This window comes from Chitinophaga sp. S165 (assembly GCF_003182155.1).
Lineage (GTDB): Bacteria > Bacteroidota > Bacteroidia > Chitinophagales > Chitinophagaceae > Chitinophaga.
Window position 1 is genome coordinate 319,075 of the sequence record NZ_QGTG01000003.1, and the last position, 24,196, is coordinate 343,270.

A 24,196-nucleotide genomic window follows, 5' to 3' on the forward strand; every position below is an offset into this window, starting at 1 on the left:
ATTTGTAATTCACTTGCATTCTTAACTAATTCGCTTTTACTTTACGGTTCACCAAGATCTAAGATGTTCGAAACGCATATCAGTGATGGGGACTTATTACAAAGGCTAAAAAGTGATGATACCGCTGCTTTCGAGGTGCTGTACAACAGGTATTGGAAGTCGTTATACACGCGTGCCTGTCAGCGGGTAGATGCCAATGATGCCAAAGACCTGGTGCAGGAGGTCATGCTGAGCCTTTGGCGAAGAAGAAATGAGATCCCCGTCTTCAAGGAAGGAGAGTTTGCAAAATACCTGCACGCTGCAATTAAATACAGGGTGATCAGCCATTATGCTTTTAGCGCGGCAGAGATCAAAAAGATATCCTTATTCGATATATTGGATAATCAAGAATTCAACGACAGGCTGGAAACAAAAGAATTAACGGCTAAGATTGCCACAGCTGTTGGTCAACTGCCTGCACGTATGCAACAGATCTTCCGGATGAGCCGGGAGGAAGACCTGTCTATTGCAGAAATTGCCCGCAGACTGAACCTGTCGGAACAAACCGTCAAGAACCAATTGACCGAGGCCTTACGCAGAATGCGCAGTTACCTGAAATCGACTTCTTCTGGTGACTGGGCCTTACTGGTGGCCTATCTTTTTTGCTCCACAAATTAATTATCCCTGCGTTGATCATTATCCCAGCCTGACTGTTATTTTAGTGTTATTCCCGTTGTAAGGTTATTTGTGCATCCCGGGAGAAATGTGTCAAAGTTCCCTACTTCTGTATAAATGGCTCTGCCACCGTCATTCTAGCTTTGCCTCAACAAAAAACGTAAACAATGGCAAAGAGAGTTTTTATAACTGGCGCTTCACGCGGTTTCGGTAAATTATGGGCTGAAGCACTCTTACAGAGAGGCGATAAAGTAATAGCAACAGCGCGCGACCTGCGTACGTTGGATGACCTGGTAAGCCGCTATGGCGACAATATCTTACCACTGCAACTGGATGTTAACGACCGCACTGCAGGCTTTGCCGCTGTCCGCAAAGCGAAAGAACATTTCGGGGGCATAGATGTATTGATCAATAACGCAGGTTATGGCTTATTTGGCAGCATAGAAGAGACGACCGAGGAGGAGGCGCGTCAGCAGATGGAAACCAATTTTTTCGGCCTGTTATGGCTCACACAGGCGGTATTGCCGGTAATGCGTGAACAGGGTCATGGACATATCATCCAGCTTTCAAGTGTAGTGGGCCTTATTTCGTTTCCTGTACTGGGTGTATATAATGCTTCTAAATTTGCGGTAGAAGGCTTGAGTGAAACGCTGGCAGCAGAGGTGAAAGGATTTGGTATCAATGTTACACTGATCGAACCGAATTCTTATGCAACTGACTGGGCAGGAGCTTCTGCCACGCATACCAAAGGAATGCCTGAGTATGATGCAATGAAAGCCGCTTTCCTCGGTGGTATGACCGACGATCTTTTCGGTATCCCCGAAGCGACTGCATCCACGGTATTGCAGTTGATCGATAGTGAAAATCCTCCGCTGCGCTTATTTCTTGGCAAATACGCTTATCAATGGGTGAAGCAGGTTTACGAGGGGCGTTATGCAGAATGGGATAGTTGGAGCGAAGCATCGGCTGCCGCACATGGTAAGTAACATCTTTATTTTAGCAGATCTACGTCTTATTCGGCGTAGATTTGCCTTATTCAATGGTCATGCAGCATTTTAAGAAATTAGCAGATATACATCGTTTTAACGGTTTCCCGATGCCGGAGAATCCGCTTTTCAGCATCCACAGATGTACACAGACCTGTGGGCTCGGTGATAGGGAGTTTACATCCGATTTTTACATGATCGGGCTTAAAAAACTGAAATCAGGGGTCATCATGTATGGCCGCACTAAGTACGACAATGATAGCGGTAGTATGATATTCATTAAGCCCAGGCAGATCATCGAGTTTAAGAATGTCGAATATGATGAGGATGCATTTATAATATTCATCCACGAGGATTTTCTGCATGGTCACTTTCTGCATACAGAGATCAGTAAGTATGCGTTCTTCGATTATGAAACGAACGAAGCCCTGCACCTTTCGCCGTCAGAAGAACAGATCATGTGGGACCTGTATCGTAAAATAGATACAGAATACCATAACAATACGGATGAGTATAGTCGTGACATTATACTTACGCATATTGATTCAATACTGAAGTATTCCCGTCGGTTTTATAAACGCCAGTTCATTAACCGGACAGAGCTCTCCGGCAAAACGGTATCTAAATTCAATGAGGCTTTAGCTGCCTATTTTGAAAATGGATTGCTGCTCACCCAGGGACTGCCAAGTGTTAATGCACTGGCAACACAGCTTAACTTGTCAACCCGTTACCTGAGTGATATGCTGAAACAGGAAACCGGTAAGACAGCAATAGAGCTGATCCATATTTATCTGGTGAATGAAGCCAAAAACAGGCTTAAGACCAACGATCAGAGTATTTCAGAAATAGCATATGACCTCGGGTTTGAAAACCTGCCTTATTTCTCAAGGCTTTTTAAGAAGGAAACAGGTGTCAGTCCCGTCCAGTTTAAGAAGGGATTGGTGAATTGAGGCATAAAAGAAACCTGACGTCTAAAGCTATTACAAATCGAGATCAAGCGGGCTTACCGGAACGGAGCAACAGAGCAATACATTTCCGTCAGCAGGAGGATCAAGCGGTTCCGGGGAATAACTAACCTCTCCATCGATCACACCTGTTTCACAGCGATGACAAACACCCATACGGCATGACCAGGACACGGGGACGTCGCACGCCTCTGCTGCTTCCAGTAAACTGCCAAAACGGGGATCCCACCTGAAAGATATTTTACTCTTGCTGAAGGTAACGAGCGGGCCTTGTCCGGTATTATCTGCCGGTAGGTGAGGAGCTTTCCCATTTCCTGTAGCCGTGTCCAGATAGTTTCCGAACAACTCGGACCTGATGTTGTCGCCGGCTATCCCGATGGCTTCCAATGCGGCTGTGATATTATGAAGATATGCAGGCGGACCGCAGAGGTAACATTCGCTTTCTACCGGCAGTTGCATCGCTTGTAATTGCTGTAGATTCAGATGCCCTTTAATATCATAGTCAACTCCGGCATGATCTGTATCATTGGGTGAACTGTAAATGATCACACGATGGAACGCTGACAACTGTGTTTCAAGTGTTTTTATTTCTTCCCTGAATGCTTCATAAGCACTGTTCTTACAGGAATGTATCCACCATAGCTCACGGGTAGGGGCCTGGTGGGCTATATGATGCAGCATGCTTAACAGGGGAGTAACACCTACGCCGGCACTCAGGAGTACTAATGGTCCGCCGGCTGCAGACAAAGTAAAAGTACCACGTGGCGCGCTGATCTCCAGCATATCGCCCTCATGCACCTGTTCATGCAGGTAAATACCGCCAGGGCCATTGAGTTCCCGCTTTACAGCAATACGTAAACCGGCCGCGTTCTCCGGTCCGCAAAGGGAATACATGCGGATAAGGGGAGCGCCGTCTTTTGGGTGTATACGGACCGCGATATGCTGTCCGGGTAAAAAAGGTGGCAATGTGATTCCGTCAACAGGGCTGAGTTCAAATGACCGCACACCTTCGCATTCCTTCTGTGTACGTTGTACAACGAAAGACCGGAAGCCTGTCCAGGCAGGAACATCGGCAGGTGGGCCACTTAATCCGGCATTCCCTTTAACCACGCCTTTCAATGCTGCGTCCAGCAAGTTTCGGAGAGACTCTTTCCAACCCTCGCTGAGTGCGGTAATACTTAACGCCTTTTGTAGTTTATCTTCCGGATGGTCCTTTAGATAAAGCAGCCCGTCGATCTCCGCAACGCTCATGCGCTCATTGCCCTCTGCAATCTTTTCTATCACATCTCCTGCACCCACATCTCCTTCCTGGATCACACGGAAATAAAATCCCGGCCGTTTGTGTGTTACAAGCAATGCCGGCATTTCCGGAACACCGGTACTGATGCCGACCCTCCAGCAGGTAACCCTGGGCTGGGTAACCTCAAAGATAGCCGACCCGATCCGGAACCGGTCACCTATGCAAACCTTATTGTCAGCCATCTCTAAACCGTCAACAGTAAAGTTTTCACCGAATTGTCCATAAACAAAATCATCACGTTTCAGGGTCTCCCGCCAGTACTGATATGATTCAGCCTGGTAGACGAAAACGGCACGATGCTCGCCGCCATGTCCCTTAAGATCTGCTTGTGCATCTCCGTCAAGATTGATCCGTCTTGCGTAAATACGTCCGGAAACCGGGGTTTTGTAAACGGAGGTCCTGACCATCTGGCCCCGCCATTCGATCTCCCGTGGCCGGCCAACATTCACCGATATAAGTTTCATACTGCAATTAGTTGTGCTCAGTTGAAGATATGCTCTATGTATGGCCTATAGCATCCTGCATGGCAGGATCGCTACGATAACTGTATTAACAATCGTATTGAAAGTCTGTTGCATAGTTTAAAAAAAAGAAGAAGACCGCAAACAAATATAATTTAAAAAATAGTTAAGTAAGAGGCTATAGAGCAATTGACAAAATCAAAAATTTAATTATATATTTAACTGCGAAGTACCCTATTTTACCCCCTTCGCTTTTCTCATGTGACTGCATTAAATGTTACGCTATTATAAACTCCTAATAACTATTAACCACTCACCATGGCAAACAAAGCTGTTCAATTTAGTGTGAATGTCAAAGACATTGTAATCACGTCCGGCACCTATGAAGTCCGGGGCATTGTTAATGGATATGCTGCTACTGCTGCTGGCAGAGCACCATTCCAGGGAAATACCTTCAGTGTTGACCTGCCGGAAGATGGATCGCAATATTTTGCAGTAACCGTCTTTATACAGGATTATACAATTAACGGTCAATCCTATACGGTAAACGGACATCCTCTTAATTTATTGGCTACATTCTATTTACCTGCAGTTAATGAAGAGGTGGTAGTTTGTCCGGAATCATCCATAGCGTCTATCTATACATTTGCGCGAATGACGGTTGTTGAAAGCGACGGCTTGGTAACAATGGCAGGCACGGAGCGCAATATGAAGATTGCTTACGGCATGAAGCAGAATATTTATCTGACGGCAGGCGGTGTTGCTGATATGATCAAAAATTCTCCCAATGGATTTGAAACGAACAGTTACCCGATGTTTAACTCCTTGTGTAACCTGTTTTATTATTGTGTTACAAATCCTTTAACTGATTCCGGCATAACTTTCTATGACCAGTTCCTTAATTACGCGTGGCACGAAAAGAATACGCCCAATACCAGCTTCCTCGGTGCCGTAAGGAACATGTTGTACGACCCTTTCACAAACGCTGGTAATATTTATCAGATGCTGGTAGGTAGAGAAGAGGTCTATACAGATTCCCTGATCTCCATGAAGAATGTTCCTGATGATGCAAAAGCGCCCGATCAATGGACACTTACCTTGAAGAGCAACTCATCCGGATCAAAGAACTTCATACCAAGCGGCGCCGCTTTTGTCGTGTTCGATGCAGACGATAACGCCTGGGTTGCCAATAACTTCAGGGCAGGTTCTAATCTTTCGGGGACACATTGTGTCGTGTATAAGTATAACGCTACCCCGGCAAGCTTTTCTCCTGTACAGGGTGGCGGATTGTTAGGTGTGGGATTTGGGGCATCAATAGACCCGAAAAAAGAATATATCACATTTGGCAACTTTGGTTGGGGGCCTGAATTGAACAACCCCCAGGAGGGAAGTATTTCGCGCTTCTATTACAAAGATGGAAAGCCTGTAAGTCCTTCGAACGGTTTTACTCCGGGCCTCTCTCGTGTACAGGGAATGGAATATGACGCATCCGGTAATCTCTGGATGGCCTCTGTCGGATGCCAGGACCCATTTGCTCCTGCGCCAACCGGGGTTTATCCTTTTACTAGTGAGCCCAGTGCAGTAGTGGTGTATTTAAATGGTGAACCAACTGTAGAAAGTATGCTCATCTGTGATGAGTTTCCGGTTAAAAGATCTTCGGATGCCGATCCGGTGCCTTTAAGAACGCCTTATCTTAAGATCTTCGATGTAATTCCTGATAATAAGGGAAATGCTTACGTTTCTTGTATCGGGAATTATGATAAAGACATTGAGAAATGTGCGCTTTCGGCAGTATATAAAGTTGCGATGGAGGGTAATAAGCTGGTCGTGAAAGGAGCCTGGTACAGCAATTTTTACAGTGACATCAACAAACAGTATGGCTTTGAATCACTCCGCCAGGTAGCTATAAACGGTGAAGGAGATGTGGTGGTAGTAGGTGTTGCCAGTAGCCGGGCGACTATATTAAGTAACGATCTTTCAACAATTAAAGGTTATTACAATATAAACACCTACGCTCCGTGGGGTGTGAAGATCGATAAAAAGCAGACTGTCTTCCTGGCCAACTTCGGGCCTGACAAAGATGCCGCAAACGATAATACCCTGGACATAAAAGGCCCCTTTGGAGTGACCATGATACGCGATGCATCTAATCCCGAGTCCGCACAACTCATGACTGTTCCGACAGGCGGATCAGAAGTAATGCTGGCAAATGGGCATCCTCTTTATGGCACACAACCCAAACCGCAACCTCCTGGCGTAAAACACGAGCCCACTCGTATGAGATCCTATCAGCCGATCATGAGACTTACCTCTACAAATATAGACGGCGCAGGTAATCTGTGGTGTATGAATAACTGGAAGCCCTCGGCGTTCATAGATGTTAAGGATAATCCGGGCGGAGATGGCGTAGTGATCTTTCTTGGGATCGCGGAACCGGAATAGATATTGTTATAAGAACAAAGGAAAGTCTTCAGCATAACGTTGAAGACTTTCTTTTTTTTTAATATCGATCGATTGAAATTATTCCTGGTCGCCTCCTGTACTACTGGTTGATTAACAGATCATTAACCTGTTTAATAGAAATATGATCTAACTTTGCCGAAGGCAGATACTCGAGTCGCACACCACAATGAAAGAATCGATTGGATAAGCCCCGAAATCAATACATCTAATACCTCGATATACAAAGTCCTGTATCTTATTGTAGCACCAAAAGCACAGCCAGTACCTCCTTTAAAAATTATGAAGATGCAAATCAATAACATCCGCCGGATGGGGTTTAAGCAATATCTCATGCTCACCCTTATGCTAACTGTTTCCTTAGGTCTTTCTGCGCAACTCCCCAAAACACTTAAAAATGCCAACGATATACTAAGGTCCGGAGCAGAAACAATGCGAAGCCTGAACAGTTTTATAGACGCCACCAAAAGGACCACCGAGCAGTTTAATAAAAATGTAAAGGTGGTGAACAGCAGTACCCCGGCGCCATCAGTACCTGCCGATCAGGTCACAAAACCGAAATATAAAAAGGGCGACTTCACTAATTTCAGATGGGAGCCCGTTGCATATTTCGATGGACAGATATTTCCTTCCATGGTGATCAGCATGGCGAATTACACCGGAAACATAGATAACCCGTTCATGAACTCCGTTAAAAGTAGTGCACTGGGGTTCAGGTTTCTTAGTGATAAATCCTACATCCCTGTAAGATGGGAAATTGAAAGTGTCGACAAATCTTATTTCGACAAAGTAAGCGGTGATTTTATGTCGCAACAGGCAGGACAGGAAGTATATTTTATGCCTAACATTCCATGGAATATATCAACCCTTGCAAAACAGGTTTCAAGTTCTCCTATTAATATAATGTTCAGGGTATTTGATGAAGATGGCAATAAAGCCGAAAAGTCAATGCCCTTATTTATGCGAAGCGTCAATGATTGCATTTACCGCTATCACGAACAGAAGTTCGACTTTTTATTCACTGCCTTTATTCAGGAACAACATCCGGAGATAGATAAGATATTAAAAGAAGCCTTGAACACAAAGTTGATATCCTCAGTGAGCGGATACCAGGGCGATGATGTAAATACAATACTACAGGTAGCTGCAATATGGAAGGTGTTGCATGATAGAGGTTTTCAATATAGCAGCGTTACAACAACATCCACTAATAGCACCAATATTATGCTCAGCCAGGCGGTACGGACATTCGATAATTCAATGAAAACAAATCAGGCGAATTGTGTTGATGGTACGGTAGTCTTTGCCTCTTTGTTGAGGGCCATCAATATATCGACCGTGATGGTCATGACACATAACCATTGCTTCCTGGGATTTTATACAAGCAGGAAAAGGGACAAGATCTTATACCTTGAAACGACCATGCTTTCCAATTCTGATATCATTGATCAGGCAAAGACGCCTGCTAAAAAGAACCAGGCCTATGTAGACCAGTTCATGAAAGCAGTAAGATATGCGTCTAATAAGGAATACCCGGAATACAAAGCCGCCAACGACCTGATAGAGGTGGATGTAGACTACTACAGGAATTTCGTAAGACCATTACCATTTCAATAACTATTCAGCTTTATTGCCCACGTCTGCTTGCCGGACAGTACTTGGTGCATAGCCAAAATGTTCTTTAAAGATCCGGGAGAAATGTGAAGGGTTTTCAAAGCCTACCATATAACACACGTCAAGTACAGAGAGGTCGGTGTTCTCAAGTGCATCCTTTGCTTTGTTCAATCGTTTAACACGGATCCATTCCGATGGAGACATGTTATACATGTTATTAAAGTCACGTTTAAAGCTTGCAAGGCTGCGACCCGACAAATAAGCCAATTGCTCTATAGTGATCGGGTTGGTGAAGTTTTCTTCTACAATATCAGCCAGCTCAGTTTTTACGGGCTTCTTCATCTGCAACAACTGTTGTAAAAGATTTTTATCCGTAGCTGCAACATCATAAAGTAACTCCAGCATCTTTATTCTTAATAAGCCTTCATCCACATTATCCGGTTCACCAAAGTACGGAACGACCGACTCGAAAAATCGCTTCATCCGTTCACCCACAGGCTTGGCTGAAATTATTGCAGGCTCAGTGCTGCTAACGTCTTTTATGTTGGCAATGCGAATAAAGTCCTGTATGAATTCATCTTTCAGGAAAAAGAGAACACTGGAATAAGTTGAATTCTGTTCGAGATTAACTGATTTATCATATTGAAGCAAAGAATTCTTTCTCATCAGCAGCATTTCATTCTGCCTTATCGGATAAACTTCTTTCCCATGAGTGATGTTATTCTGGCCCTGTGCAACGTAAAGAAGTAAATGTTCTTCCAGGAACATTGACCCCTTCGTACCTTGTATATGTGTACATGACTCAACTACTGAAAGGCCGTTTATCGTCAATGCCCTGTTGAAATAAGGGGCGTGTATCAATTCGGTGGGGACCCTTGTATATCTCATAGTATAAAGTTATGGTATTCTGAGTTTTAGGGGCTGTTCTTTTTAGCTCAGATGTTTTTACTTTATAGCTATGTTGATGATATTAATTCGCTTTCCGGGGTAATGCTTGGCGAGCGAATTAATATCATCAACACTGTTTATAAGACGTGCAGTGCCGGTTAATATCGAAACACCGGTTTCGCGTCAGTTAATAATACTGGAAGACGATGCGATCTTTACATCCGCATATTGCCATGAATCATCAAAGGCAGATTTAACCTTCTGTGCTTCATCGCCTTTTTTCTGAAGTGCTAACGAGTTGTATAATCCGATCAGGCCCCAGCCATTTTTTTTCCATGTTTGCAGGTCCTGACGATAGACTTTTTCCGCCTCGTTATATTTTCCCGCTTTAAGAAGTACAGCTCCTAGATAATGCCTGACAGAAAAGAACCAATCGGGAGGTTCATTATAGTTGAGATTGTCTTCAAGGGCTACAGCGTCCTTAAGCAGAGAAATGGACGTATCCAGTTGATTTTGCTTTGCAGCTAAATTGGCGGACGATACTTTTACTGCGATCTGCACAAGGTCGGCAGTTGTATTAATATCCCAGATAGTTAGATGTTGAAGTGTTGTGTCGGCAGACAGCTCTCTCAGGTTAGCCAACTCTTTTTGGGCCTGAGGCGGGTCGTTCTTTCCTAAGAAAGCCATAGTCCTTGCATAGTGCCACACTGCCTGCGGATACACAAGATCTTTAGGTGGCGCAGGAAGGGAAAGTATAGTATCCCACATCGCAAACTTTACTGCAATGTAGTAGGGTATTGTATAATAATGTTGCAACGTTCCCCATCCAGGCAAAGGCATAACATCTGTTGCAGTATGTTGTTGCAGTTGCTTTGCTGTACTCCATGCCAGCTGCGAATTGCCTTCAAGTGTGGCGGTAGCTGCCAGGAAATGATAATTGTGTGGATAATAGGCGAGGGGATAAGCACCTTGCGCATGGCATGCGGTAGTGTAACTGCTATCCGCATTCACTGCCAGTATATTTGAAAGTGAGCCCAGATGATAGTCGCCGGTGTTAATGTAAATATGTGAAGGCATGTGTAGCAGATGTCCTGCTCCGGGTACCAATGTCTCTAGTAATTTGGCGCTTGCCAGTGCTTTTTCGGGCGTAGCAGATGCTTCTAAAGCATGTATATAAAAATGATGAGCCCCCGGATGGTTCGGGTTAATTTTCATCAGATGGTTTAATACAGCAAGCAATTCCACCGTCCAGTCATGTGGCTTTTTGGTTTTCTTATCATACAGGTCCCACGGATGAACATCCATCAGTGATTCAGCATAAAGCGCTCCAATGTCAGGGTCGGTGGAAAACTGATCATATACCTTTTTCATGGCCGCGGCATACGCAATATCCAGTGGTTTCCTGTCAGCCGGAGGTTTAGGTGCATACCGGGAAGTCAGGGCTTTAATAAGTGCGATTTCCTTTTGTGTTGATTTTTTAGAAAGCGATTCCGCCTTAACAGCAGCTTTATAGGCAAGCTGATAATTATCGTCTTCCATGCCTGCATTATAGTTAGGTCCCAGCACATAGGCATACCCCCAATAAGCCATTGCACAGGTAGAATCCAACCGGGTGGCTTCATAGAACGATCTCGCAGCTTCGGCATGGTTAAAGCCATAAGCAAGCATCATTCCCTGGTTAAAATATTCCTGGGCTTCTTTATTGCTTGTTGAAATATTGAAATCAATTCCTTTTAGGCCGTCGAATTTTGGCGCCTTCTTACCTGAAGTATACCATTCCTTGTCGGTTACTTTTGATGTGTAGCAACGGATAGCTTCCGCCTTTTTTTCAGATGATTCTTTCTCTTTTGTCTTACTGCTGTTTTTGCATGCAAAGAGAAAAAGAAAGGGGATGAATAGTAAAAAGTGCTTTTTCATTGGGGTAATCTTTTAATTTATTAATTTCTTTCATGATTGTTGTGGAACGTGGTAGGCATTGCTGATGAATGGGTATCTCAGCTATACTAAGATACAAAAAGCCGGTAGCAATATGGGGAAGGTATATAAAATTAAAGAAACGAGGTGTCTCAACCTTTTGAGACGCCTCGTTTCTTTAATACTAATGTTTAAATTATAATAGCTGGCCACATCAATGAGCGACACGTACCAGCTTGCGGTTCAAAAATTCTCCGATACCAAGTGCTGATAGCTCCCTCCCGAATCCTGAGTTTTTAACGCCCCCAAATGGCAGATGCGGCGCATCGGTAAAACAGGAATTGATATAGACCATTCCTGATTCTATACGCGCTGCAACCTGTTTGGCATGCTCAGTATCCGTATCAAATATATAAGCTCCCAGGCCGTAGTCGATATCATTTGCAAGATGTATCGCTTCTTCTTCTGTGTTTACAATATAGAAAGACAACACAGGGCCAAAGGCTTCCTGTTTATACAGGGGATTGTCTTTGTTAATATTTGTAATAATTGTGGGTTCCAGATAAAAACCGGGGCGGTTTACACGTTTGCCGCCGGTGACGATCTTTCCACCTGCCAGCTTTGCGTCCTCGATCTGTTTTAGTAAACCGTTCAGGGCCCGTTCACTGACCAATGGTCCCAGTGTGGTTGTATTATCAGTAGGATCACCCACTTTAATATTATTGAATCGTTCAGTTAACAGGGCAAGCATTTTCTCACCGCGTTCTTTACCTACAACAATAACACGTTTAATATTCACACAGCCCTGTCCTGAGTTGTAAGTACGTCCCATGAGGATCTGGTCTGCGGTAAATTCAAGAGAAGCACGCGCAAGGACCAGCGCAGGGTCGCTGCCACCAAGTTCCAGGATCACCTTTTTAAGGTTACGTCCTGCCCGTTCTCCAACTGACGTGCCTGCGCGTTCACTGCCGGTTAACGCCACACCCCGTACCCTGAAGTCATCGATCAACATCCCTATTTGCGCTATGCTGCAGAACAAATTAGTATAAACTCCCTCCGGAGCTCCTGCTTCTTCAAACAAGCTGGCAAATGCAAGTGCACATTGGGGAACATTTTCAGCATGTTTCATGAGCACAACATTACCGGCAATCAATTGCGGCACTGCCACACGGGCCAGTTGGTAATAAGGGAAGTTCCAGGGCTCGATTGCCAGGATTACGCCCAAAGGCTCAGATACGATGACCGCTTCCTGTTCCTCCCGGATAACATGAGGAGCCAGCATCGTCTCTGCATTCTTTACATAATAGTCGAAAATATCGATCACCAGGTCCACTTCAACGTAGCTGAACCGGGATATCTTTCCCATTTCCAGCGTGGCTAAATGGGCAAATTCTTCCCTTTTTTTACGTAAAATGTTGCCAGCCTGCGCCACAACTTTAATGCGCTCGGCAAGCGGCCTTAACTTCCAGTCTTCATGAAAACGTTTGTTCGCAGTGTCCAGCGCGGCCATTACCTCCTGGTCTGTTTGCAAAGGGAATTCTTTTAAGACATCTCCTGTCGCTGGATTTATAGTGAGGAAACTCATATTGTTATGTTTTAATCTGAAATTATGCCTGGTTTGATCTGCCCAGGTTTAGCTTAGCCCTGCGCAGCAATGGAAACATGATTCCATTCGCTCCAGGTTTGCATTCTTTCCGTATATACCTTCTGTGCTCTTTTGAAGCCTATCTTTCCAAAAAATAAGCGTAACGGAGGCCGTTTGCTATCTATAACTTCTAAGATGGCTGGTATAGTAGCTGCAGGGTTGCCGTAATCTTCCGGGGGAATGCCTTCTATTGCACCTAACGCTGATTTTACCTTATCATAGGCTGGTATGCTGTTTCCGAAAACAGCAGAACTACCCCCGAATTCCGTAGTATACCCGTTGGGCTCAACCATTGTTACATGGATGCCCAGATCACGGACCTCTTCTGCCAGTGCATCGCTGAATCCTTCAACTGCATACTTAGTGGCATTGTATATACCCAGTGTAGGTAAACTGTAAACACCCAACACACTAGATAGCTGTATGATATGGCCATGTCCCTGTTCCCTGAAAATGGGCAATGCGGCCTGCGTAACCCAGAGCGTTCCGTACACATTGGCGTTGAAAACATCTTTTATTTCCTTTTCTTCGACTTCTTCAATTGCACCAAAAACACCATAACCAGCATTGTTGATAACCACATCAAGACCTCCAAAGTGCTCTTTTGCTTTGTGTACCGCTTTTATTACGGCTGCTCTGTCGGTTACATCAAGTGTGATCGGTAAAAGCTGACCTTTATATTGTTCTGCAAGCTCAGTAAGCACATTTGCGTTTCTGGATGTAGCAGCAACATTATCACCTCTTTTCAGTAAGGCTTCAGTCCAGAGTTTTCCAAATCCTGTAGATACACCAGTGATAAAAACTGTTTTTTTCATTACACACCGATTAATTATTGTTAAAAAAGTATGAGTAGGACGACCAATTCTGGGGCAGTTATTGCTTTATCAGAGCAATCATGATGATCAGGAAAGCTGATTAAATATCGTCCGGAAAAAGTTGAAATTGCAACACCCTGAATTGATTCGTTTGCTGATGCAAAGCTACCGGGTATGTAGAATAGAGACTTTACTTATTGGCTCAAGTATTTTGATAAAATCGCTCACACCTTCATCTTGTCGCAAATGCCCCTGATATAGGAAACCCTGCCGGCTTAACTTTGCACAATCACAAACTAAACAGCAAAACAAAGATGAGCAGTATCAACAATACCATCGCTAAACTCGAACTCGCACAGATCGGTTGGGTTGTGCCCGACATTCACGCCGCCGTAAAGTTCCTTGAAAGTGCCCTGGGCATCGCCGGCTTCCCTAAACCGGAACATGTCCGGGCACAGGATCTGGATATGACTTATTATGGAAAGGTCGCAGCTGCGGAATGGCTGACCACACAAACATATAACGGAGGTACATTCATTGAACTAGTTCAGCCGCTTTCAGGCCAAAGCATGTTCCATGATTACCTCGCGAAATATCCCGCAGGCGGTACACAGCATATGGCTTTTCGTATGCCCGTTAGTGATTTCGAACGGGTTACCGGCGAGCTGCGGGAACAAGGTTATGAAGTCCTTAGTGAAGTAGATCATCCTATTGCCCGGATGGCGTTCTTTGATACCTACCAGACGCTTGGCGTTGCCACTGAGATCATGGGCATCACACCCGAAGGATGGACCGCCATCAAACAAATGGAGAAAGCCAGGTGAACATATCGCCCTTTATTCCCTTCGATGTGGTTCAGCCTTTCTATCTGCTCCGGGGAAACTTTAAAGATTATTTAACCAGCAGCCAGCTTACGGGTGATGTTGTCGAAGGACCAACAAATTATCAGGTAAAAATTTTGATCTTGACATTCAAGAACGAATACCCTATGTTTGTACATACAATTAATATAAATGTACAGACATAGATATACCATACTGGTCATAGCCTTCTTATATGCTTGTGCAAGCCCACGGGAAAGTCTTTTGCAATATGCAGATCCGGGTATCGGGACTGCCCATAGCAGGTGGTTCTTCTACACACCGGCTGCAATGCCGCACGGAATGGCCAAACTGGCCCCCTCCACAAACGGGCATTATGGTAATCCCAGTGGCTGGGAAGCCGTTGGTTACGATACAAGGCACAGGTCAATCGAAGGATTCGCCCATTTTCACGAATGGCAGGTAGGCGGCGTCGTTGTTATGCCCGCCACAGGTCCTAGAATGGTAACACCCGGCACCCTGGAAGATGCCGAAAAAGGGCTTAAAAACGGCTATCGCTCGCGGTTCGACCACAAGAACGAAGTGGCCCGCCCGGGATATTACAAAGTAAAATTGGATGATTATAATATCATTGCCGAGCTTACCGCAACGGAGAGGGTAGGCTTTCATAGATACACCTTTCCCGCCGCACCGGATTCCAGGATCATACTTGATATTGGCAACAAGCAAGGCGAGAGTGGGGAAGTACTGGACGCTGGGGTAAGCATGACAGACGAAACGCATTTTGAAGGGTTTGTGATCACTTACCCTGCGTATATCAAGAAGTACGATCCGCAAGGAAGAATAGCCATGTATTTTTATGGTGAGATCAGTAAGAAGCCCGCATCTGTGGGGGCGTTCAATGCCGGCGGTGTGAATGAAAACACAAAACAGAGTAAGGGTAAAGGCGCCGGTCTGTTCCTCGAATTTGCTACTGCAGACCAGGAGACCGTTGAACTTAAGATCGGGCTCTCGTATACCTCTACATTAAACGCTAAGAAAAACTTCGAGGCCGAAGCCACAGGACTGGACTTCGCAAAGGCAAAGAAACGCGCACAACAAATTTGGGAACGTGAATTAGGCAAACTCACAGTAAGTAGTTCGAACGTAAAAGATAAAACCAAATTCTACACAGGGCTGTATCATGCGCTCTTAGGCCGTGGTATTATTAACGATGTTGGGCAACCCAATCTTTACAATACCGACGCCATCTGGGGCGCGTTCTGGAATCTTACCCAGCTATGGGCACTCGCTTATCCGGAACATTACAACGATTATGTACGCTCGCAGCTTGACATCTATCAAAAACGGGGCTGGTTTGCCGACGGTGTTTCTAATGGCCATTTCACTTCAGGTGTTGGTACCAATTTCGTAGGACTGGCAATAGCTGCCGCTTACCAATGCGGCATCCGTGAATATGACACTACATTGGCGTATAAGGCTATCAAAGAGAATGAAATTAACGGGACGAACAGGCCGGTTGGTTCCGGAAAACTAGATGTAGATGCCTTTAACAAGTACGGCTATTCGCCTTTCCTGGAAGAAGATAAAACTGATTCCACCGGCTCACAGTTTTCGGCATCTCATACCCTGGAATATAGCTACAGCGCATTCGCTGCTGCGCAGATAGCAAAGGCAATGGGAAAGACTGCTGACTATAATTACTTCATTGAAAAATCAAACGGCTGGAAAATGCTGTTCAATACAGAGTCGAAATTGATCCAGCCGAAAACAGCCGATGGTAAGTTCATTGGTAAATTCGATCCGCTGCAACCCTGGCGTGGTTTCCAGGAAGGGAACGCTGTCCAGTACACCTTCTATGTACCGCAAAATCCTGCAAGCCTTATCACTGCAATAGGTAGGGACGAATTCAACTCCAGGCTTGACGGCATCTTTAATACTGCCCGGCGGAATAGCTTCGGAGGTGGAAAAACAATTGATGCGTTTGCGGGTATTCATGCAAGTTATAACCATGGCAATCAGCCCAACCTGCATGTCAGCTGGCTGTTTAACTATTCCGGTAAACCCTGGCTTACACAGAAATGGACCAGGGCTATCTGTGATGAGTTCTACGGAACAGAAAGCATCCACGGTTATGGTTACGGGCAGGACGAAGATCAGGGACAGCTTGGCTCCTGGTATGTAATGGCCTCGTTAGGACTGTTCGACGTCAAAGGACTTACTGACCTCAGACCGGTTATCCAGCTCGGCAGCCCGCTGTTTGACCGGGCAGACATCAAACTGGGTAATGGCAAAACACTCAGCATCATTACGCAAAACAACAGTAAGGAAAATGTTTATGTACAGGAAGCCACCTTTAACGGCCGGCCGCTGAATAATGCCTGGCTGTATCGCGATGAGTTGATGAAAGGTGGCACGCTGTTGATGAAAATGGGAAGTGTACCGAACGAAAAATGGGGAAGCCAGCTGCCGCCTCCCTCAGTACAATAATTGCATAAAAATGGCGTTAACCCGGATGAACAAATAAAAGTAACATCCGATTGAGCTTATGAACAATATTTTGATCACAGGTGGTACCGGTTTACTTGGAAGTGAAATTGTAAGACAGTTACTGGTCCAGGGTAAGCAGGTGTCAATTCTGAGTTCTCAAATTGAGCCAAAGGTAGCATCCGGTGTGCGCGTGTTTCATGGAAACCTTGTTACCGGCGAAGGACTGACCGGCGCGCTGAAAGAGGCGACAACAGTTATTCATTGTGCAAGCAATCCGAGAGGTTTTCAGGATACTGATATTATCGGTACTAAAAACTTATTGAAAGCCGTTGACTTCAGGCAGGCGCCGCACCTGGTTTACATTTCCATTGCCGGTGTTGGTAAAACTGCCTATCCTTATTACGTAGCAAAGGAACGTGTGGAAGAACTTATTCATGAAAGTGGTGTTCCGTATACCATCCTGCGTACAACTCAGTTTTATCAATTTGTGTACAACCTGATCAACACTGCGCTGGCCGACGGAAATGATGAAGTGATTATTCCCAACGGAATGAGCTTTCAGCCGGTTGATCTTTCTGAGGTGGCAGCAAAACTGATCTCCATAGCGTCCGATACCCCGGCACTGCTTTTACCGGAATTCGCAGGACCTGAAATAATGACCTATGAAAATATGTTTACCCGGTACCTCGGGATCTTTAATATTACCAGGAACTGGAAAACAGGGCCAATAACAAACCCACGGTTTGATCTGTTCCGTTCCGGCGTCAATATATTTCCGGAGCATGCACATGGTAAGATTACGTGGGAGAACTTCCTGCAAAAACATGCCCGGCAAGCTTAATGTATTCGGGGCGGGGCATTGCCCGGTCCCGAACACATTAAAGAACTAATAACTTCCCGCATCCCATCCCCCAAAAAAAACTTAAACTTTTTTTCCTTTCCTCTAGTACTAAACATCAGTTTTCCGGATAAGCTAGTAAAACGTCCACATTTGGAAACTGAAAAATTGAAGCAGATCTTCCGGCAATATCTCCTGGGACAGGCCAGGGACAAGGAAACAGATTCCATCGACACCTGGTACCAGTCCTTCGACAACGAACCCGTCGCTCCACTTAGCAGAGACGCAGAAGAAAATATCCGGCTGGAGATATGGCAGAATATCCGTCCTCAACTAGACAAGAAGAAATTACATTTCCTGAAAAGAGGATGGGCAGCCGCCGCTGCGGTAACCCTATTGCTGGCTGGCGGACTTACATATTACCTGGTGAATAGCCCTGGTGCTAACGCCTATACAGAGATCAGTACTGCCGTAGGACAAAAAAGGACCGTACAACTGGCTGATGGCTCTCGCTTAATACTGAATGCCGGTTCAACCGTCCGTATTCCCAAAAACATGCATAAGGAAAGACGCCTCGACATTGTTGACGGAGAAGTCTTCTTTGAGGTGAAAAGTGACCCTGCTCTACCTTTTATCGTGGAAAGCGGCCCGCTGACTACCACAGTGCTCGGTACCTCATTTAATGTGACCGCCTACGAGGCGGTGAACAAAATGAGCGTCGCGGTTACAGATGGTAAGGTAAGTGTGCAAGGCGCTGACGGCACCGCCAATGTACTGGCAAAAGACCAGGCGCTCACCTATGATAAGGCAAAGAACAATATATCCATAGATGCACTTGATAAAAGTCTGCTGGGATGGCGTGACGGTACACTCGTACTGAACGATGCTTCTTTTGACGATCTGGTAGTACTGATGCAAAAGAACTACGGTTTGCAGCTGACCACTAAGCAGGAAAAGATCCGTGCAACCCGGTATACTACGGAATTGTCTACCGCTATGGACCCTGTAAAAGCCGCCGAGGTACTGGCAGCTATCCACAATCTGAAAATCGAAGTGACCGGCCACGTGGTCACGATCTATGAATAATCCAACGGCTCGACACAAAAACTGTATGCAACCACTGCTAACGTAACATCTTAACGCCTAAACTACGTATGAAAAAAATTGCCACGACTTTCAGAAGACGATTATTCTCCATCGTCTTCCTCCTGATGGGAGCGTCCCTCTTCCTGCCGGTATATGCAGGCAAAGGACAGATCCTGAAAGAAACCAATGTCACTATCCGCCTGAAAAGCGGTTCCCTGGAATCGGCCATACAAGAGCTGCACTCCAGCACAAAAGTTACTTTTGCCTACGACAAACAACTGCTACGCTCTTTTCCTATCCAGGACTGCTCTTTCTCCAACGAGCGACTGGATGTGGTGTTGCAACAGTTGCTCCGTAACAAGCAACTTGAATTTGAAGAAGTCAACAACATTGTAGTCATCAGCAGGGCAGCTGCTAAAACATCTATTGGCAACAAAGCCGGAAGGGAAGACATTGTGGTGTCCGGTACCGTACTGGATGAAAATGCTGCTCCCATGCCCGGTGTAAGCGTAGCTGTACGCGGAGCTACCACCATGACCTCCACCGGTAACGACGGTAAGTTCAAGTTGATCGTACAATCCGCCGATGCCTTACTGGCCTTTAGTTTCATCGGTTATGAAACTATCACGGTAACAGTAGGCACGCAAACCAGTTTGAACATCCGCATGAAAATAGCCAGTAAGTCGCTTGGTGAAGTTGCCGTAGTAGGCTTCGGTACGCAACGTAAAGTGAGTCTCGTAGGCGCGCAATCCACCGTAAAGGTAACGGAGTTTAAACAGCCTGCTGCCGACATTACCACAATGCTGGCAGGCCGTATAGCCGGTGTTGTAGGTGTACAGCGCTCCGGCGAACCTGGTAAGGGTAGCGCGGACATATGGATCCGTGGGATCTCTACTTTTGGTAACGGTAATAGCGCCGGTCCGCTCGTGTTGGTAGACGGAGTAGAACGTTCTATCAATAACATCTCTCCGGAAGATATCGAATCATTCACTGTACTGAAAGACGCTGCGGGTACTGCTGTATATGGTGTACGCGGCGCTAATGGCGTAATACTGGTGAAAACGAAGACAGGTAAGGTCGGTAAGCCACAGATCTACCTGGATTATAACGAAGGTGTGAACACCTTTGTACGCCGCCCGGAAATGCTGGATGGTATTACCTATATGAACCTTGCCAATGAAGCGTTGACCACCCGCAACCAGAACCCGAAATATTCACAGGAATATATTGAGAATACAAAAAATGGTACTGATCCTCTATTGTATCCTGATGTGGACTGGATGGACGCAGTGTTCAATAAATTCGGTCATACCCGCAGTACCAACCTGAACGCCAGTGGAGGTGTGGAGAATGCTCAATATTACGTATCACTCGGTTACTTCAATGAATCCGGCTTTCTGAAAACAGATGATCTGGCGAACTATAATTCGTCAATGAAGTTTAACCGGTATAACTTCACTAGCAACCTTAATCTTCGTGTAACGAAAAGCACTAAACTCGATGTAGGCTTACAGGGATATTTTTCCAATGGTAATTATCCCGGTATTAATTCCGGCGATATATTTCAGAGCGCGATGGACGCCGCTCCTGTAGCGTATCCTATCATGTATCCCGGCGGTTTGGTCCCCGGACAGTCTTCCAACGGCGGCTTCCGTAATCCTTATGCTGACCTGACCCGCCGTGGATATCGTAATGAGTTCCGCAATCAGTTGTTCTCCAACATCAGGGCCACACAGGAACTGGATGCGCTTACCAAAGGACTGACCGGTAGTGTGATGTTCGCCTTTGACACATACAACCAAAACTATATTACGCGCTCTAAAAGGGAGGACACTTATTATCCCGATCAGAGTATGCCATATAACCCCGATGGAAGTCTGAACCTGGTGAAAACATTCACCGGTAACGCTTACCTCGGATTTGATAATAACGGTAATGACCGTCAGACCAGTCGTAAATTCTATACAGAAGCTTCTTTGAATTATGACAGAAGTTTTGGTAAACATCGTTTCGGAGGACTGTTATTGTTCTACTCCAGCGACAGAACAAATGCACTGGCGGGAGATTTCATCAGTTCAATTCCTGAACGTTCATTAGGTCTTGCAGGCAGAGTAGCTTATTCCTACTCAGACAAATACTTCCTGGAAGTGAACGCAGGTTATAATGGTTCGGAATTGTTCGCTCCTGGTAATCGTTTCGGCTTTTTCCCTGCAGTAGGTCTGGGTTGGATCATCTCTGAAGAGAAGTTCTTCGCGCCATTAAAGAATGCCATCTCTTTCCTCAAGGTCCGTTATTCCAACGGTAACACAGGTCTGGGAAGCGCGGCAGAACGTTTCCTCTATATCACCAACCTGAGTACATACGATAATGCATATAAGTTCGGTAAGACATTCAACAACGTGGGTGGTATCAACATCAACCGTTATGCAACGAACGTAAAATGGTCGGTATCTAACAAACAGGACCTGGGTATCGAGTTCCATACATTGAAAGACCGCATGTCTGTGATCATAGACCTGTTTAAGGAACATCGTACGGGCATATTCCTGCAAAGAGCTTCCAATGTAGATTTCATGGGCCTACAGAATCAGCAGTTTGCTAACCTGGGTATCGTAGATAACAAAGGCTTCGATGCAACATTAGAATATAATACCAGAATAGGTGCAGTAGACCTGCGACTGAGAGGTAACGTTACTTATACAAAAGACGTCGTGATCGAAGACGACCGTCCGCCACAATCTTACCCGTGGATGGAGCACAGAGGCAATAACGTACTTGCCCGCTACGGATATGTTGCAGAAGGATTGTTTGCCAGCGAAGATGAAGTGAATAAAAGTGCTGTACCTGGAGATAAATCTAAAGTAAAACCCGGCGATATAAAATATAAGGACCTGAACGGCGATGGTATCATCAACAGTTATGATGTTACAAAAATAGGCCGCGGCGACCTGCCTACAACCGTGTATGGATTTGGTTTTGACCTGGGGTATAAAGGATTCCATTTTGGTCTGCTCTTCCAGGGTATCTCTGATGCAGACAGAATGCTGGCAGGATCAGCTATCATACCATTTAATGGTGGCGGTGGTGTGACCAATGCATATGCTATTGCTACAGACAGATGGACAGTCGATAACCCTGATCCTAATGCATTCTATCCGAGACTGGCATATGGTGAAGCAGAGAATAACAACAATACACAGGCCAGTTCCTGGTGGATAAAAGACGTGAGTTTCCTGCGACTGAAATCGGCACAGCTGGCATACAATCTGCCAACTGGCTGGTTAGGCAGAACAGGCATTCGTAATGCATCTGTTTACATGCAGGGCATTAATCTGTTCACCTTCAGTAAGTTTAAGCTGTGGGACCCTGAACTGAATACAGATAACGGTTCCAGGTATCCTAATATCAGGACTATCTCTGTGGGCATGAACCTGAAATTTTAATTCTACAAGCAACTGATGATGAAAAAGCTATTATATCTATTCCTCGTTATAGTACTCGCGTCCTCCTGTTCAAAGTATCTGGACCAGGTCCCGGACGACAGGCTGACCATTGAAGAAACCTTTAGGACCTGGGGAACGGCGCAGCGTTACCTCGCGGATGTATATCGTCGTGTACCGGATGAATTCGGGCAGCGCGACGCCGGTTCCGAAAGCAACCGGGGCATCTGGACCGGCGGTTCTGATGAAGCTGATTTTGTATGGGGCTTTGTAAAATCCAATGATGTCAACATCGGTAACTGGGATGCCAACTCCGGTTTCGTGGGCGATTACTGGCGGAACTTCTACCGTGGTATCCGCGGCGCCAGCGTGTTCATGGAAAATGCAGACGCTATCAAAGACCTGTCGCCCGACCTCATCAAACAATACAAAGCCGAAGCAAGAGCGCTGAGAGCAATGTTCTATTTCTACCTGATGCGCATCTATGGTCCCGTGATCATTCTTGGTGAAAACGCACCACCCGTGGATGCCGACCTGCAACTGCCACGTAATACTTTCGACGAGTGTGTGGAGTATGTAGCGACAGAGCTGGAGAAAGCCGCCGCAGACCTGCCGGTAATACCCAGGAATGACGAAGAATATGGCCATATTACAAAGGGCGTAGCTCTTGCTTTCCGTGCCAATGCATTGATGTATGCAGCAAGCCCCTTGTATAACGGAAATACCGACCTGGCCGATATGGCCAATAAAGACGGCAAACACCTGATCAGCCAGACCTATGATGGCAATAAATGGAAGGTAGCTGCAGACGCATATAAGACCTTTATTTCGACGTTTGTCCCTGGTACCTATGACCTGTTCAGAAAGAACGATACAAGCGGTAATTTCGACCCTTATTTGTCTTGTCGCGATGTACTGCTGACCGACTGGAACAAAGAAGTGATCTTCGCCCGCGCAGGCAGCTCCATCGGTCCGAGACAGTATGAGCTCACCCCTTATCACAATGGGGCAAGCTCCCGCGATGTAAAAGGAAGCGGTGGCCTGGGTGCTACACAAAATATGGTGGACGCGTTCTTTACGAAGAATGGCCGTAGCATCAACGATCCCTTGTCCGGTTATGTAAAAGAAGGTACATCTATGTTCCAGACACCATACGATAATCACGAAAAAGAGATCTATAACCAATGGGTGAACAGGGAACCGCGCTTCTATGTAAACATCACTTTTGATGGAAGTACCTGGTTGAACAGATCTTTCGGTGAGATCACCACCCGTCTGTATAATACCGGCAATTCCGGTAAACAAACAGGCGGCGGCGACTATTCCCCAACGGGTTACATCGTGCGTAAAGCAATGGGACTGGGCGCCTGGGACATTTCTAATCGTACCCTCATACTCATACGCCTGGCAGAGATCTACCTGAGTTACGCGGAATGTATCAACGAATCAGATCCCTCTAACCCTGACGCATTGAAATATCTGAACCTGATCCGTGAAAGAGCCGGTATCCCGCAATACGGAACGGAAGGCTTAGATGTTCCCGTTGGACAGGACGGCATGCGTGAAGCGATCCGCAAAGAACGCAGGGTGGAGCTGGCCTTCGAGAACAACCGTTTCTTTGATGTTCGGCGCTGGAAGATAGGAGAGCAGACACAAAGCGGTCCTATGTATGGACTGAATATCAGCGCAGATATGCCTGACTTCCTGAAAGTAGTGACCTTTGAAACACGTGTGTTCAACAAACGTCATTACTTTTTCCCAATACCGTCCAATGATGTAAATAATGACAGACAGCTTGTGCAGAACCCCGGATGGTAAT

Annotated in this window: 16 protein-coding genes; 11 read left to right on the top strand and 5 right to left on the bottom strand. The window is 45.7% G+C overall.

Annotated features, from left to right (window positions below; translation table 11 throughout):
• Nucleotides 1-63: 63 nt before the first annotated feature.
• The 3 genes from C7475_RS15725 to C7475_RS15735 all read left to right on the top strand — a co-directional run bounded on the left by C7475_RS15725 (nt 64) and on the right by C7475_RS15735 (nt 2,590).
• Nucleotides 64-657 (top strand): RNA polymerase sigma factor, encoded by a 594-nt coding sequence (locus C7475_RS15725; protein WP_110054341.1) that lies wholly within the window; start codon nt 64-66, stop codon nt 655-657.
• A 164-nt stretch (nt 658-821) separates the two neighbouring features.
• Nucleotides 822-1,640: an SDR family NAD(P)-dependent oxidoreductase gene (locus C7475_RS15730; protein WP_110054342.1), complete on the top strand. Its 819-nt coding sequence runs from the start codon at nt 822-824 to the stop codon at nt 1,638-1,640.
• Between the two features lie 59 nt (nt 1,641-1,699).
• Complete coding sequence (locus tag C7475_RS15735; RefSeq protein WP_110054343.1) at nt 1,700-2,590, top strand: AraC family transcriptional regulator; 891 nt, start codon at nt 1,700-1,702, stop codon at nt 2,588-2,590.
• Between the two features lie 30 nt (nt 2,591-2,620).
• On the opposite strand, the gene C7475_RS15740 is transcribed toward C7475_RS15735, so the two are convergent.
• Nucleotides 2,621-4,369 carry an MOSC and FAD-binding oxidoreductase domain-containing protein gene (locus C7475_RS15740; RefSeq protein WP_110054344.1) on the bottom strand — a complete coding sequence of 583 codons (1,749 nt, stop codon included), beginning with the start codon at nt 4,367-4,369 and terminating at the stop codon, nt 2,621-2,623.
• A gap of 315 nt (nt 4,370-4,684) precedes the next feature.
• Between C7475_RS15740 and C7475_RS15745 the strand changes: the two genes are divergently transcribed.
• Nucleotides 4,685-6,808: a hypothetical protein gene (locus C7475_RS15745; RefSeq protein WP_110054345.1), complete on the top strand. Its 2,124-nt coding sequence runs from the start codon at nt 4,685-4,687 to the stop codon at nt 6,806-6,808.
• Nucleotides 6,809-7,114: 306 nt separating this feature from the next.
• Complete coding sequence (locus C7475_RS15750; RefSeq protein ID WP_146217562.1) at nt 7,115-8,443, top strand: hypothetical protein; 1,329 nt, start codon at nt 7,115-7,117, stop codon at nt 8,441-8,443.
• Here C7475_RS15750 and C7475_RS15755 read toward each other — a convergent pair whose 3' ends face one another.
• The 4 genes from C7475_RS15755 to C7475_RS15770 all read right to left on the bottom strand — a co-directional run bounded on the left by C7475_RS15755 (nt 8,444) and on the right by C7475_RS15770 (nt 13,702).
• Nucleotides 8,444-9,208, bottom strand: a complete 765-nt coding sequence (locus C7475_RS15755) for an AraC family transcriptional regulator (protein WP_233259872.1) — start codon at nt 9,206-9,208, stop codon at nt 8,444-8,446. It abuts the gene before it with no gap.
• A 303-nt stretch (nt 9,209-9,511) separates the two neighbouring features.
• Complete coding sequence (locus C7475_RS15760) at nt 9,512-11,245, bottom strand: lipopolysaccharide assembly protein LapB (RefSeq protein WP_110054348.1); 1,734 nt, start codon at nt 11,243-11,245, stop codon at nt 9,512-9,514.
• 211 nt (nt 11,246-11,456) lie between these two features.
• Entirely contained in the window at nt 11,457-12,827 is a 1,371-nt protein-coding gene (locus C7475_RS15765) for an aldehyde dehydrogenase family protein (RefSeq protein WP_110054349.1), read from the bottom strand.
• A 53-nt stretch (nt 12,828-12,880) separates the two neighbouring features.
• Nucleotides 12,881-13,702 carry an SDR family NAD(P)-dependent oxidoreductase gene (locus C7475_RS15770; RefSeq protein ID WP_110054350.1) on the bottom strand — a complete coding sequence of 274 codons (822 nt, stop codon included), beginning with the start codon at nt 13,700-13,702 and terminating at the stop codon, nt 12,881-12,883.
• A 314-nt stretch (nt 13,703-14,016) separates the two neighbouring features.
• Between C7475_RS15770 and C7475_RS15775 the strand changes: the two genes are divergently transcribed.
• The 6 genes from C7475_RS15775 (at nt 14,017) to C7475_RS15805 (ending at nt 24,195) form a co-directional block, all read left to right on the top strand.
• Nucleotides 14,017-14,526: a VOC family protein gene (locus tag C7475_RS15775; protein ID WP_110054351.1), complete on the top strand. Its 510-nt coding sequence runs from the start codon at nt 14,017-14,019 to the stop codon at nt 14,524-14,526.
• A gap of 189 nt (nt 14,527-14,715) precedes the next feature.
• Complete coding sequence (locus C7475_RS15785) at nt 14,716-17,013, top strand: GH92 family glycosyl hydrolase (RefSeq protein WP_110054353.1); 2,298 nt, start codon at nt 14,716-14,718, stop codon at nt 17,011-17,013.
• A 58-nt stretch (nt 17,014-17,071) separates the two neighbouring features.
• Nucleotides 17,072-17,854, top strand: a complete 783-nt coding sequence (locus C7475_RS15790) for an SDR family oxidoreductase (RefSeq protein ID WP_110054354.1) — start codon at nt 17,072-17,074, stop codon at nt 17,852-17,854.
• A 150-nt stretch (nt 17,855-18,004) separates the two neighbouring features.
• Nucleotides 18,005-18,937 (top strand): FecR family protein, encoded by a 933-nt coding sequence (locus tag C7475_RS15795; RefSeq protein ID WP_146217563.1) that lies wholly within the window; start codon nt 18,005-18,007, stop codon nt 18,935-18,937.
• 68 nt (nt 18,938-19,005) lie between these two features.
• Nucleotides 19,006-22,380, top strand: coding sequence for a TonB-dependent receptor (locus tag C7475_RS15800; protein WP_110054356.1), 3,375 nt, complete (start codon nt 19,006-19,008; stop codon nt 22,378-22,380).
• A gap of 18 nt (nt 22,381-22,398) precedes the next feature.
• On the top strand, nt 22,399-24,195 hold the full coding sequence (locus tag C7475_RS15805) for a RagB/SusD family nutrient uptake outer membrane protein (protein WP_110054357.1): 1,797 nt from the start codon (nt 22,399-22,401) through the stop codon (nt 24,193-24,195).
• Nucleotide 24,196 lies beyond the last annotated feature (1 nt).

Bases quoted from the DNA above. Each gene is read 5' to 3' on its own strand.
- C7475_RS15725 (WP_110054341.1), top strand. From the start codon at position 64: ATGTTCGAAACGCATATCAGTGATGGGGACTTATTACAAAGGCTAAAA.
- C7475_RS15755 (WP_233259872.1), bottom strand. From the start codon at position 9,208: ATGTTCCTGGAAGAACATTTACTTCTTTACGTTGCACAGGGCCAGAAT.
- C7475_RS15790 (WP_110054354.1), top strand. From the start codon at position 17,072: ATGAACAATATTTTGATCACAGGTGGTACCGGTTTACTTGGAAGTGAA.
- C7475_RS15740 (WP_110054344.1), bottom strand. From the start codon at position 4,369: ATGAAACTTATATCGGTGAATGTTGGCCGGCCACGGGAGATCGAATGG.
- C7475_RS15730 (WP_110054342.1), top strand. From the start codon at position 822: ATGGCAAAGAGAGTTTTTATAACTGGCGCTTCACGCGGTTTCGGTAAA.
- C7475_RS15750 (WP_146217562.1), top strand. From the start codon at position 7,115: ATGCAAATCAATAACATCCGCCGGATGGGGTTTAAGCAATATCTCATG.
- C7475_RS15785 (WP_110054353.1), top strand. From the start codon at position 14,716: ATGTACAGACATAGATATACCATACTGGTCATAGCCTTCTTATATGCT.
- C7475_RS15765 (WP_110054349.1), bottom strand. From the start codon at position 12,827: ATGAGTTTCCTCACTATAAATCCAGCGACAGGAGATGTCTTAAAAGAA.
- C7475_RS15775 (WP_110054351.1), top strand. From the start codon at position 14,017: ATGAGCAGTATCAACAATACCATCGCTAAACTCGAACTCGCACAGATC.
- C7475_RS15735 (WP_110054343.1), top strand. From the start codon at position 1,700: ATGCAGCATTTTAAGAAATTAGCAGATATACATCGTTTTAACGGTTTC.
- C7475_RS15805 (WP_110054357.1), top strand. From the start codon at position 22,399: ATGAAAAAGCTATTATATCTATTCCTCGTTATAGTACTCGCGTCCTCC.
- C7475_RS15760 (WP_110054348.1), bottom strand. From the start codon at position 11,245: ATGAAAAAGCACTTTTTACTATTCATCCCCTTTCTTTTTCTCTTTGCA.
- C7475_RS15745 (WP_110054345.1), top strand. From the start codon at position 4,685: ATGGCAAACAAAGCTGTTCAATTTAGTGTGAATGTCAAAGACATTGTA.
- C7475_RS15770 (WP_110054350.1), bottom strand. From the start codon at position 13,702: ATGAAAAAAACAGTTTTTATCACTGGTGTATCTACAGGATTTGGAAAA.
- C7475_RS15800 (WP_110054356.1), top strand. From the start codon at position 19,006: ATGAAAAAAATTGCCACGACTTTCAGAAGACGATTATTCTCCATCGTC.